The sequence below is a fragment of the Nocardia sp. CA-151230 genome (genome assembly GCF_050942175.1).
Lineage (GTDB): Bacteria > Actinomycetota > Actinomycetes > Mycobacteriales > Mycobacteriaceae > Nocardia.
In genome coordinates this window covers 1265870-1277617 of sequence record NZ_CP192061.1, presented here as the reverse complement: position 1 = coordinate 1277617, position 11748 = coordinate 1265870, and the positions used below count along the sequence as shown (strand labels likewise).

General features: G+C 69.6%; 13 protein-coding genes. 7 read left to right on the top strand and 6 right to left on the bottom strand.

Annotation, left to right across the window (positions count from 1 at the left end; all coding sequences use genetic code 11):
- The first annotated feature begins 157 nt into the window (after positions 1 to 157).
- Both ACQP1O_RS05610 and ACQP1O_RS05605 read left to right on the top strand, forming a co-directional pair.
- A complete protein-coding gene (locus ACQP1O_RS05610) occupies positions 158 to 520 on the top strand; it encodes a hypothetical protein (protein WP_364623305.1) in 363 nt (120 codons plus the stop codon).
- Between the two features lie 70 nt (positions 521 to 590).
- The gene (locus tag ACQP1O_RS05605) at positions 591 to 1298 is read left to right on the top strand and encodes an HNH endonuclease family protein (protein WP_433564811.1); all 708 of its coding nucleotides are present in this window, start codon (positions 591 to 593) and stop codon (positions 1296 to 1298) included.
- On the opposite strand, the gene ACQP1O_RS05600 is transcribed toward ACQP1O_RS05605, so the two are convergent.
- A complete protein-coding gene (locus tag ACQP1O_RS05600) occupies positions 1239 to 1829 on the bottom strand; it encodes a TetR/AcrR family transcriptional regulator (RefSeq protein WP_433564810.1) in 591 nt (196 codons plus the stop codon). The two genes, ACQP1O_RS05605 and ACQP1O_RS05600, sit on opposite strands and share 60 nt — an antisense overlap.
- Before the next feature lie 141 nt (positions 1830 to 1970).
- Here ACQP1O_RS05600 and ACQP1O_RS05595 point away from each other — a divergent pair, with 141 nt between their 5' ends.
- Entirely contained in the window at positions 1971 to 2672 is a 702-nt protein-coding gene (locus ACQP1O_RS05595) for a methyltransferase domain-containing protein (protein WP_433564809.1), read from the top strand.
- Here ACQP1O_RS05595 and ACQP1O_RS05590 read toward each other — a convergent pair whose 3' ends face one another.
- From ACQP1O_RS05590 to ACQP1O_RS05580, 3 genes are all read right to left on the bottom strand, one after another.
- On the bottom strand, positions 2673 to 3530 hold the full coding sequence (locus ACQP1O_RS05590) for a sulfurtransferase (protein WP_433564808.1): 858 nt from the start codon (positions 3528 to 3530) through the stop codon (positions 2673 to 2675).
- A gap of 67 nt (positions 3531 to 3597) precedes the next feature.
- Positions 3598 to 4803, bottom strand: coding sequence for a benzoate/H(+) symporter BenE family transporter (locus ACQP1O_RS05585; protein ID WP_433564807.1), 1206 nt, complete (start codon positions 4801 to 4803; stop codon positions 3598 to 3600).
- A gap of 76 nt (positions 4804 to 4879) precedes the next feature.
- Entirely contained in the window at positions 4880 to 5410 is a 531-nt protein-coding gene (locus ACQP1O_RS05580) for an Lrp/AsnC family transcriptional regulator (RefSeq protein ID WP_433564806.1), read from the bottom strand.
- A 179-nt stretch (positions 5411 to 5589) separates the two neighbouring features.
- Here ACQP1O_RS05580 and pdhA point away from each other — a divergent pair, with 179 nt between their 5' ends.
- From pdhA to ACQP1O_RS05565, 3 genes are read left to right on the top strand one after another with little or no spacing between them, the layout of a single operon-like run.
- Complete coding sequence (gene pdhA / locus ACQP1O_RS05575) at positions 5590 to 6669, top strand: pyruvate dehydrogenase (acetyl-transferring) E1 component subunit alpha (RefSeq protein WP_433564805.1); 1080 nt, start codon at positions 5590 to 5592, stop codon at positions 6667 to 6669.
- Entirely contained in the window at positions 6666 to 7649 is a 984-nt protein-coding gene (locus ACQP1O_RS05570; protein ID WP_433564804.1) for an alpha-ketoacid dehydrogenase subunit beta, read from the top strand. The genes pdhA and ACQP1O_RS05570 overlap by 4 nt, the downstream gene beginning before the upstream one ends.
- Before the next feature lie 45 nt (positions 7650 to 7694).
- Positions 7695 to 9122, top strand: a complete 1428-nt coding sequence (locus tag ACQP1O_RS05565) for a dihydrolipoamide acetyltransferase family protein (RefSeq protein ID WP_433567590.1) — start codon at positions 7695 to 7697, stop codon at positions 9120 to 9122.
- On the opposite strand, the gene ACQP1O_RS05560 is transcribed toward ACQP1O_RS05565, so the two are convergent.
- Both ACQP1O_RS05560 and ACQP1O_RS05555 read right to left on the bottom strand, forming a co-directional pair.
- Positions 9119 to 9556, bottom strand: coding sequence for an acyl-CoA thioesterase (locus tag ACQP1O_RS05560; RefSeq protein WP_433564803.1), 438 nt, complete (start codon positions 9554 to 9556; stop codon positions 9119 to 9121). The genes ACQP1O_RS05565 and ACQP1O_RS05560 overlap by 4 nt on opposite strands.
- 174 nt (positions 9557 to 9730) lie before the next feature.
- Positions 9731 to 10687: a cupin domain-containing protein gene (locus tag ACQP1O_RS05555; RefSeq protein ID WP_433564802.1), complete on the bottom strand. Its 957-nt coding sequence runs from the start codon at positions 10685 to 10687 to the stop codon at positions 9731 to 9733.
- A 74-nt stretch (positions 10688 to 10761) separates the two neighbouring features.
- On the opposite strand from ACQP1O_RS05555, the gene ACQP1O_RS05550 reads away from it, so the two are divergent.
- Entirely contained in the window at positions 10762 to 11619 is an 858-nt protein-coding gene (locus tag ACQP1O_RS05550) for an NAD(P)H-binding protein (RefSeq protein WP_433564801.1), read from the top strand.
- The last annotated feature ends 129 nt before the right edge of the window (positions 11620 to 11748 follow it).

Here is an 11748-nt window from a genome sequence, read left to right as displayed (position 1 = left end):
TGGATAAATCCGCAGGTCACCGCACGCGTCGGTGTCCGCTGTGTCCGTTGCACTACATTGTCGTGCCCGGACGGCAGCCGCGCGGGGCGCACCCGACAATCCACCGCGACTCAATCCGGAGCCGTGGCACTTTCGAGACCGTAGGGAGGCCGTGACGATGACGATTCTGCTCCAAGTGCTCGAGCAGAGCTTCACCCCCACGACACAGTGGGAACGGCGGAAATTCACCTTCGTGGACACGAGCAAGATCGTGGGGATGCGCCTGGACGGGCAGTCCGGGGTCTGGCTGGATCTGTCCCGGCCCGGCGAGTCGCAGCGCCTCGCCCGCACCGCCGACCCGCGCGACTCCATCACGTTCCTGCTCACCGTTTTCGCCAAGATCGCCGAATGCGAGGAGCGGGGCGGTTCGTGGCTCATCGGCCACGACGGCGCGCGTGTGGATTCCATTGCGGCAACCCGTTTTCCGCCGCAGCTCTCCGAAACCGCCGCGGACGACATCCTCGCGCACGCCTGGCTCTAGTAAGCCCAACGGGAGTGCGAAGTCCGCGTGACGGCACTCACCGATCGGCTGGTGCGGTACACGTATTGCCGTGTGGCTCACGGGTGGAACCTTCCTGCTCCGGCTGCTCGGTGCGGTGGTCGTCCTGCTCGCGGTCCTTGGGTGCGAGTCCCTCGGGCAGGTGACCCCGGCGCCGGGCAGCCCCACCCGCGTCCAACTCGAACGGCTGCTCACGGGTGTCCGCACCGTACCCGCCCGGCCACATCCGGGCGGTTACGAACGCGGCTGCGGCAGCGGGCAGGGGTGCGTGTTCGGACCGGCGTGGACCGATGATCACGACGGGCCGGGCGGTCACGACGGGTGCGACAGCCGCAATACCGTGCTGGCCAGGCAGCTCACCCGGGTGGCCTTCCGGCCCGGGAACGGCTGCGTGGTGGTGGCCGGGTCGCTGGACGATCCCTACACCGGGCAGCGCATCGCCTTCGATCGGGCCGCGCCCAAGGCCGTGCAGATCGATCATGTGTATCCGCTGGCAGCCGCCTGGGATCTGGGCGCGTCCGGATGGCCGCTGCCGCGGCGTGTGCGCTTCGCCAACGACGTCGATTACAACCTGCTCGCGGTGGACGGAAAGATCAACGAGGACAAGGGCGATCGCACACCCGGCGACTGGCTGCCACCCGCCCGCGCGAACCGCTGCTTCTACGCGGGCAAATACCTGATGGCCGCGAACCGGTACGGGCTACCGGTCACCACCGCCGACCGGGACGCGCTGGCGCGGGTCGCCCGCGGCTGCCCATAGCGTGGCGAAGTGCCGGTAGGCCTGATCGGCGGTGAGCTCCTGGCGCGGATCCATGACCGATTCGAGCAATCCGTATAGACCCCAGGACAGAAATGTGATGGTCGCGCCGGCCGCGACGGGGTCCGGCCCGAGCCGCGGGCCCAGGTGCTCGGTCAGCAGTTCGGCGTACATCTGCCGGATCGACCGCAGCACAATGGTGTTCGCCCGCTGCCGGACCAGTGGCCGGTACACGTCCGGATGCGCCGCGACCAGCTTGAACAGGATCTCGACGGGAGCCAGCGGCGGCGGTTCGACCGGATAGGCGGCCAGCTGGGCCGAAATCTCGCCCCGCACATGCTCGATACAGCTGACCAGCAGCAGATCGTCCTTGTCGCGGTAGTGCGCGTAGAAGGTGGAGCGGCCGACGTCGGCGCGATCGATGATGTCCTGCACCGTGATCCGGGCATAGGGCCGGTCCTGCATGAGCTCGATGAGCGCCCGGTGCAGTGCCGTGCGGGTGCGGCGGACGCGGCGGTCGGCCTCGGGCCTCATGGTCGCGGCCTCCGGCCTCATGGTCGCCGAAACGGCGTCCGGGGCCGTTCCCGGACGGATTCCGTCCGACTGTCCGGAATCGTACGCATCCCCAGAAACTGCGCCTGGCCTGGGCTTTCCCATGCTTCGATGATTGACCACATGACCCAGCACAAGCAAGTGTCCGATATCGAATCCCGGCCCGTCGGGGCCCTCATCACCTGGCCGCGCCGCTATCAGCTGCTCACCGACGTCTACTTTCTGGGCCGCGCGGGCAGCCTGGCCCGGTACTTCGCCACCACCAGTGGCATCCGCCCGGGCGATCACGCTCTCGATCTCGGTTGCGGCCCCGGCCGACTGGCCAATGAGCTGGCCCGGCAGGCCGGACCGGACGGCCGGGCGGTCGGCGTGGACCCTTCCCCGCAGATGATCGCCTACGCAACCGCCCACGCCGCCCCCAACTGCAGCTTCGACCTCGGCGCGGCCCAGTCGCTGCCCTACCCGGACGCCTCGTTCGATGTGGCGACCTCGACCTTCGCCATGCACCACATCGCCGAATCCGAGCGAAAGACCGCCCTGGCGGGCGTCTTCCGCGTCCTGCGCCCGGGCGGCCGCCTACTGCTCGCCGACACCCACCCGACCTCGGGCCTGCGCGGGCTCGCCGTTCGCGCCATGGCCCAGCTGGCCGCACACCGCGCCGGCGGCCAGGGCCACTCCCATGACGGCGACGCGGCCGGGGATCCGCTGTCGGCGGTCGACATTCGCCGCTACCGCGACGTGCTCACCGACATCGGTTTCACCGCAGTCGAATTCCGCACCGGCCCGTTCGCGACCGGCATCCTCACCGCCGTCAAACCCGGCTGATCAGGCCGGTTCCGCGCCGGTGGCGGCCGACCGCTTGGGGTCGTTGGACCACTGCGACCAGGAGCCTGGATAGAGCGCGGCATCGATGCCGGCGACGGCCAGCGCCGCGACCTGGTGGGCGGCGGTGACTCCGGAACCGCAGTACACCGCGACCGGCCCGGAGCCGAATCCTTCGAAACGGGAACGCAATTCGAGGAGCGACTTGAATTGCCCAGCGGCCGTGAGGTTCTCGGCGGTCGGCGCGCTCACCGCACCCGGAATGTGCCCGGCGCGCGGATCCACCGGTTCCACCTCGCCGCGGTAGCGCTCGCCCGCGCGGGCATCCAGCAGCAGGCCCGGCCAGCCGGCCGCGCCGTCGGCGTCGATGGTCGGCATATTGCCCGGGGACAGGACCACGGTGCCCGGCTGCGGGGCGGTTTCGTCACCGGTGACGATCTTGCCCCCGGCCTGCTCCCACGCCGGCAGTCCGCCGTCGAGAATGCGCACATCGGCCACGCCACCCCAGCGCAGCAGCCACCAGGCCCGCGCGGCGGCCATGCCGCCGGTGGCGTCGTAGACGACCACCATGTCCCCGTCGGAGACGCCCCAGCTGCGCGCGCACTTCTGCAGGTGCGTCAGGTCCGGCATGGGGTGGCGGCCCTTGGCGGCGGAGGGCGGATCGGCGAGTTCGGTTTCCAGGTCGACGAATATCGCGCCCGGAATATGGCCGTCCAGATAATGCTGCGGTCCGTCCGGATCTCCGAGCGCCCACCTGACGTCCAGCAATCGCACCCGGCCGCCGCTCTGGTCCAGCAGGTCCGCAAGCTCCGCAACCGAAATCAGCACCGAACTCAAGCCAACTCCTCTTCGCCGATTCATCGCCCTGTGAAGTCGAACCACCCCACCCTAGCCACCGCCGGCCGCACCCTGCAGCCTGCCCGGCCCGCTATTTCGACGGGGGCAGGAACCAGCGTGCCAGCAGACCCGCGACCAGCGCCCAGAAGGCCGCGCCGATGCCGAGCAGCGAGATTCCGGACGCGGCCACCAGGAAGGTGAGCGCGGCCGCGGAACGGTGTGCGGCGGGCGTCAACGCGGCGGTCAGCGCACCCGCCAGGGTAGCGATGAGGGCAAGGCCCGCAACGGTTTCCAGCACGCCCTTCGGCGCCGCGGCCACCAGCATCACCAGCGCGCCCGAGGCCAGTGCGAGCACCAGGTACATGCAGCCCGCGGTGAACGCGGCGATCCACCGGCGGCTCGGATCCGGATGCGCGGACGGCGCGGCGGAGAGCGCGGCACTGATGGCCGCCAGATTGATGGCGTGCCCGCCCGCGGGCGCACCGAGCACGGTGCCCAGGCCCGTGACCGTCATGGCCGCCCGCCACGGCACCTGATAGCCGAAGGTCTTCATGACCGCCGTGCCCGGAATGTTCTGCGCGGCCATGGTCACGATGTAGAGCGGCACCGCGACCCCGATCACCGCCTGCCAACTCCAGTGCGGCACAGTCCATTCCACCCGCGGCACCATGGCCGACAGGTCCATCCGGCGATGGGTGACGGCGATGTCGACACCCGCGCCGACGGCCGCGACGGCGAAGGCGGCCAGCACCGACCAGCGCGGCGCGAAGCGTTGCAGCACAAGCCAGGTCGCGATGACCGGCACCACCACCGCCGGGCTCACCGGCAACGCCTTCACCGGCGCCAGGCACATGGGCAGCAGCACCCCGGCCAGCATCGCCTGCGCGATCTCCACCGGAATCGCCGCGATGAGCGCGCCCAGCCGCTGCCAGAATCCGGTCAGCACAATGAGTCCGCCCGCCACCGCGAACGCGCCGACCGCGGCCGCCCAGCCGCCGGACACCGCGCCCGTACTGGCCAGCAATGCCGCACCCGGGGTGGACCAGGCCAGTGTGATCGGCATCCGGTACCGCCGGCTCAGCACGATCATGCCGACGGCCTGGGTCACGCAGACCGCCAGCAGTCCGGACGCCGCCTGCGCCGAGGTTGCCCCCAAGGCGGTCAGGCCCGCCAGCACCACCGCGAACGAGCTGGTGAATCCGACGAGAGCGGTGACGATTCCGGCCCCGATCGGCTGCCCGATCCCGGCGGTGCGCGGACTCTCGACCTCCGGAGTGCTGGTGACGCTAGTGCTCATCGGGTCATCGTCGCGGTCCAGTCACCTCGAGGTCAGCGGCCAATCTCCTGAAACTGGACTGAATTCACCGAAACAGTCAGAACCGCTCGGCATCCTGCGGGTGGCCCCCCGACCCGTTCTGCATTGCCAGCCGCTCCAGCAGCGGCGTGACACGCGGCCCGACCAGCGAGCGCATCACCAGCGCCATATTGGTGCGCTCCACCCCCGGGATCTTCAGAATGCTGCCGGTCAGGCGGTACAGATCATCGGCGTCGGCGGCGACCACCCGGACCGTCAGATCGGTCGGCCCGGTCATGCCGCAGACCTCGGTGACCTCTGGAATCTCGGCCAGCTCGGCAACCACCGAGTCGAGCCGATGCTGATCCACCACCACCGCCACGAAGGCTGCCAGTGGATAACCCAGCACCCGGGGGTCGACCCGTCGCTCGAAGCTGGCCAGCACCCCGCTCGCTTCCCAGCGAGCCAGCCTGGCCTGCACGGTATTGCGCGAGAGACCCAGGCGAGCGGCCAATTCGACACCGGTCGCGCGCGGATTGGCCACCAGCTCCAGCAACAGCCGGGCATCGGTGGCATCCAGCGGGGCAGAAAGGGGCTCCCTGCTGCTCATGGGGATCAGTATGACACCCGCGACTGGCCCTTGACCGAGCATTCTGCACAGTTTGGCGCGCCATACTTGCACACATCGCTCAACGGAGGATGCTGTGTGGTACAGGACACACATCGGTTGCCCACGGGACACAATCCCCGGGCGACAACGGTGTAACCCGGTGTCAGGAGGCGACATCCATGCCCGAGAAGAACACCTACCCGGTGCAGCTCGTACAGCCCGACGGTCATCGCGTACTGGATCGCGTACACGCCCCGCTCGTCGCCGATATCGACGGCACCCGACTCCGAGCCATGTACACCGACATGGTGGTGACCCGGCGCATCGACACCGAGGCCACCGCCCTGCAACGGCAGGGCCAGCTCGGACTGTGGCCGCCGCTGCTGGGCCAGGAGGCCGCGCAGATCGGTTCGGCCCACGCCCTCGCCCCCGGCGACTATGTGTTCTGCAGCTATCGGGAGGCGGGCGTCGCCTACTGCCGCGGTGTCCCACCCGAGGACCTGACCCGGCTGTGGCGTGGCGCCGCCCACTCCTGCTGGGACGCCGACGCGGTGAAGATGACCAATCCCGCGATCGTGGTGGGGTCGCAGGGTTTACACGCCACCGGCTACGCCTACGCCGCGCACCTCGAAGGCGCCGAGATCGCCACCATCGCCTACTTCGGCGACGGTGCGACCAGTCAGGGCGATATCGCCGAGGCGCTCGGGTTCGCGGCCGGCTGGAGCGCGCCGGTGGTGTTCTTCTGCCAGAACAATCACTGGGCGATCAGCGCGCCGGTCCGGATACAGAGCGCCACGCCGATCGCGCGGCGCGCGCTCGGCTACGGCATTCCCGGCGTGCAGGTGGACGGCAACGACGCCCTCGCCGTGCTGGCCGTGACCCGGCAGGCGCTGCTGCGCGCACGGGCCGGCGGCGGGCCGAGCTTCATCGAGGCCATCACCTACCGGATGGGCCCGCACACCACCGCCGACGACCCCACCCGCTACCGCACCGCCGCCGAACTCGAGATCTGGCGGCGGCGCGATCCCATCGACCGCCTGCGGCGCTTGCTCGAACGAGAAGAGCTGTGGGACACCGCCTTCGAGACCTCCGTCGCCGAACGCGCCGACGAGGTGGCGACCCGGCTGCGCACCGCCACCCTCACCATGCCCGACCCGGAACCCACGGAGCTGTTCGACCACGTGTACGCCACACCGCATCGGCTGATCGAGGAGGAACGCCGCGAGTACGCCGCCTATCTGGAGGGAGTGGGGCGATGAAGACCACCTTCGCGGGAGCCATCAACCACGGACTGCGCCGCGCGCTGGAGGACGACCCGAAGGTCCTGCTGATGGGTGAGGACATCGGGCGGCTGGGCGGGGTCTTCCGGGTCACCGACACGCTGCAGAAGGATTTCGGCAACAACCGCGTCATCGATACGCCGCTCGCCGAATCCGGAATCGTGGGAACGGCTTTCGGAATGGCATTGCGCGGATTTCGGCCGGTCTGTGAAATCCAGTTCGACGGATTCGTGTATCCCGCCTTCGACCAGATCGTCTCGCAGGTCGCGAAAATCCACTCCCGCACGCGCGGAAAAGTGATCGCGCCCATCACCATTCGCATTCCGTTCGGCGGCGGCATCGGCTCGGTCGAGCATCACTCGGAATCACCGGAAGCGTATTTCGCGCACACCGCGGGACTGCGGGTGGTGTCGCCGAGCAATCCGGCCGACGCGTATCTGATGATCCGCCAGGCCATTGCCCTCGACGATCCGGTGATCTTCTTCGAACCCAAGCGCCGGTACTGGGACAAGGCCGAGGTGGATGTCGACCGGCTGGACCAGGATGGCGGACCGGCACTGGACCAGGCCCAGGTCTGCGCCAGCGGGGAAGACGCCACCATCGTGGCCTACGGCGGCACCGTCGCCACCGCGCTCACCGCCGCCGATATCGCGGCGTCGGAGGGTCATTCGATCGAGGTGATCGATCTGCGCAGCCTGTCCCCGATCGATTTCGACACCGTCGAAACCTCGGTGCGGAAAACCGGGCGGCTCATCGTGGTACACGAGGCGCCCGTATTCGCCGGGCTGGGAGCCGAAATCGCGGCACGCATCACGGAACGCTGCTTCTACCATCTGGAATCACCGGTGTTGCGCGTCGGTGGCTTCGACATCCCCTACCCCCCGGCTAAACTCGAGCGGCACCACCTGCCCGACCCCGATCGCATTCTCGCCGCGGTCGATCGCTCGCTCGCCGCCTAACGGTCAAGCCACGGAGGAAGCCCGGTGGAAGATCAGCAGCAGGTCATGGAATTCTGTTTGCCCGATCTCGGAGAGGGATTGGCCGATGCGGAATTGGTGTCGTGGTCCGTCGCGGTCGGCGACACCGTGGACCTGAACCAGATCATCGCCGAGGTCGAGACCGCCAAGGCGCAGGTGGCGCTACCCAGCCCGTACTGCGGCCGGGTACTCGAACTACTGGCGGAACCGGGCGACACGGTGCCGGTCGGCGCGCCGCTCATCCGGATCGGTGTGCCGGCGCAGACCGGTGCCGCCGCGGCCTCGAGCGCCGGCCCGGACGCGGGCGGTGAGACCGGCGCGCAGCCGCCCGCAGAACGCCGGTCGGTGCTGGTCGGCTACGGTCCCGACAGTGAGCCGGTATCGCGCCGCGCCGCCCGGGCCGCCGCGAAAACGATTGACACACAGACTGTTTCGAGACGACGTGCGATGGGCTCGGACGGCCCCGAGGGGCTGGGCAGCTCGGCCCCGGCCGGACGGCCCGCCGCCACCCCAGCCGCCCGGAAACTGGCCCGCGAGATCGGGATCGATCTGGGGGCGGTGATCGGGACCGGGCCGCAGGGCGCGGTCACCGTGGAGGACCTGTACGGGATGCGGCCCGAAGCCCTTGGGACGGGCCATATTCCGATCCACACCCCGCCGCCGCCCGCCACCCTCAGCGCCGTGCCGACGCCGCATCCCGCGCCGGAGGTCCTGCCCATGCATCCGGCGGCCGGCGGGCGCGCCGCCCCGGCCGAACGCGAAACCCGCACGCCCATCAGTGGAATCCGCAAGCGCACCGCCGCCGCCATGGTGGCCAGCGCCCAGCACATTCCCCAGGCCAGCACCTTCGTGACCGCGGATTTCACCGCGTCCATGGAGCTGCTCGAGCATCTACGGGCCACACCCAGCTTCACCGGCTTGACCCTGACTCCGCTGGCGCTGGTCGCGCGGGCCACGCTGGCGGCGCTCCTCGAGTTTCCCGAGATCAATGCGGCCTGGGACGAGCCCAATCAGGAGATCGTCACCAAGCACTACGTGAATCTGGGCATCGCGGTCGCGACCGAACGCGGGCTGCTGGTGCCGAACCTCAAGGATGCGCAGGGGTTCACGCTGCGCGATCTGTGCCTGGAGATCGCCGGGGTGGCCGGCAAGGCGCGGAGCGGCACCGCCACGCCCGCCGACCTGACCGGCGGCACCTTCACCATCACGAATGTCGGTGTCTTCGGCGTGGATACCGGTGTGCCGCTGGTGAATCCGGGCGAGGCGGCCATCCTGTGCCTGGGTTCCATCCGCAAGCGCCCGTGGGTGCATCGCGATGAACTGGCCGTGCGCTGGGTGACCAATCTGGGGCTCAGCTTCGATCACCGCATGATCGACGGCGAACAGGGCGCACGCTTCCTGGCGAGCATCGCGGCCCTGCTGGAGGATCCGCTGACCCTGCTCGGCCGGGTCTAGCCCTCCGCGGGCGCGGTGACCACCAGCGGCTCGGCCGCCGCGCGGATGACCGCCGGGATCGGCACCGGCTTGCGGGTCTGCTCGTCCACGTAGACGTGGGTGAAGGTGCCGGTGGCGGCCAGCTCCAAGCTGTCGCCGGCTTCGCGGAAGACGGCCAGCTCGTAGTTGATGCTGGAGTTGCCCAGCCGCGCGACCCGGATGCCCACCTGCAACATGTCCGGGAAGCTGATCGAGCCGAGGAACGTGCAGGAGGTCTGCGCCACCACTCCGATGGCGTGCAGGTCGCGGATGTCGGTACCGGTGGCGCTGATCAGCCAGGCATTCACTGCGGTATCGAAGTACGAGTAGTACGTCACGTTGTTCACGTGACCGTAGTGGTCGTTGTCGGCCCAGCGCGTCGGCACCGGCCAGAGCACCGGGTAGCCATGTGTCATTTTGCCCTCCGCTTCGCTCCGGGCGGGTTCGCGGCCCCGAAGTCTCGATTCTTCCCTCTCTCCGCTTCGCTCCCCCGCTCCAGTCGGTCCAGAATCGAGACGGCCGCGAACCTTCGAGTGAGGGCATGCCGAGTACGAACCCTAGCCGCTTCGTCCGCGAATGCCGTTCGGCGGTCAGGCGGAGCGTTCGTCAGGGGTGGCGCGGTGGTCCCGGGGGCTGATGCCGTAGTGGCGTTTGAACGCGGTGGACAGGGCGAAGGCGCTGCCGTAGCCGACCCGGCGGGCAATGGATTCCAGGGTGGCGTCGGATTCGTGCAGCAGGTCGGCGGCCAGGGCAAGCCGCCAGTCGGTGAGGAAGGCCATCGGCGGCTCGCCGACCAGCTCGGTGAACCGGCGGGCCAGGGCGGCCCGGGAGACGCCGACCTCGGCGGCCAGCGACGCCACCGTCCACGGGTGGGCCGGATTGTGCTGCATCAGGCGCAATGCGCGGCCGACCAGCGGATCGCCGTAGGCGTGATACCAGGCGGGCGCGTCGGAACGGGAGAACCAGGCGCGCAGGGCGGCGATGAGCAGCAGATCCAATAGTCGATCCAGCATGGCGCTCTGGGCGGGCAGGTCCTTGGCGGCCTCGTCGACCAGCAGATCCAGCACCCGGGCATCGACTTCGCCGCGGCCGAGCACCGCGACCGGCGGCAGCGCCCGCAGCAGGCGGCGACTGGCCGCCGACTCGTGCTCGTAGGTGCCGGTGACCAGCACGGTCTCCGCGTCGGCACGGGTGCCCCAGCTGCGCACCCCCAGACTCAGTGCCTCGCAGAGCACTTCACCGTCCATGGTGGTGGTGATATTGCCGGGTTCGATGAGCACCTGCGGCGGCGTGGCCGGATCGTCGGCGACGACATAGTGGTCGGGGCCCCGGAAGATGGCGATATCGCCGGTGCGCAGCTGTCGCGGCGGAGTCGGCTTGCCGCCCTTGGGCTCCGGTGTCACCCAGCCACCGCCGCGCACCACCGCCACCACGGTCAGCGGGGCCTCGTCGCGGATGCGCAGGGACCAGGGCGGGTCGACCGACGAGCGCATCACGAATGCGGCTCGCGCGCGTGGTCCTTCGAGCAGGCTGGCCAACGCATCCATACCGAAGACGATGGCAAATGCTCGGGCGCTTCTCAACCATGTTCGTGCTCGCCGAATCCCGGTGTACTCGATACATGATCATCGAAAACACCTCGAACAGCGCAAACACCGTTCTCGTGCTCGGTGCGACCGGTAAGACCGGGCATCGGGTGGCCGCCCTGCTGGGCGCGCGCGGCGTGCCGGTGCGGGCCGGTTCGCGCACGGCCGCAATCCCGTTCGACTGGACCGACCGCGGCACCTGGGGCGCGGCCCTGGCGGGAGTGGATGCCGTGTACCTGGCCTACCAGCCGGATCTGGCGGTTCCGGGCGCGCCCGCGGATATCAAGGCGTTCTGCGATCGGGCGGTCGCCGCCGGCGTGCGCACGCTGGTGCTGCTGTCCGGTCGCGGCGAGCCCGAGGCGCTGGAATGCGAAGACATCGTGCGGGATTCGGGCCTGGGGTGGACCGTGGTGCGGTGTGCCTGGTTCGCGCAGAACTTCAGCGAGGGCGCGTTCGCCGATTTCATCCTGGCCGGTGAGGTCGCGCTGCCCGCCGGGGACGTGCCGGAGCCGTTCGTGCACGCGGACGATATCGCCGAGGTGGCGGTGGCGGCGCTGCTCGACGACCGGCACGCCGGACAGGTGTACGAGCTGACCGGCCCGCGCGCGCTCACCTTCGCCGAGGCGGTGGCCGAGATCGGCGCGGCGGCCGGGCGGGAGATCGCCTACGTTCCGCTCACCCGAACCGATTTCGTGGCCGCACTGACCTCCTACGGGGTGCCCGGGGAGGAGATCAGCCTGCTGGACTACCTGTTCGGCACGGTGCTCGACGGGCGGAATTCGCACCTGTCCGACGGGGTGCGGCGGGCGCTGGGCCGGGAGCCGCGCGACTTCGCCGAGTATGTGCGCGAGGTGGCGAGCTCGGGCGCCTGGGCGGTCCCGGCGAGCGCATAACCTGTCGGTGCCCCCGCCTACACTCGATATCGAACAGGTTGTACTGCAGACGATTCGGATCGCAGCCCCGAGCGCCGAAGATGCCGCGAGGGGTTGCGGAAACCGGAGAGATGCCGGGACATACCCGGT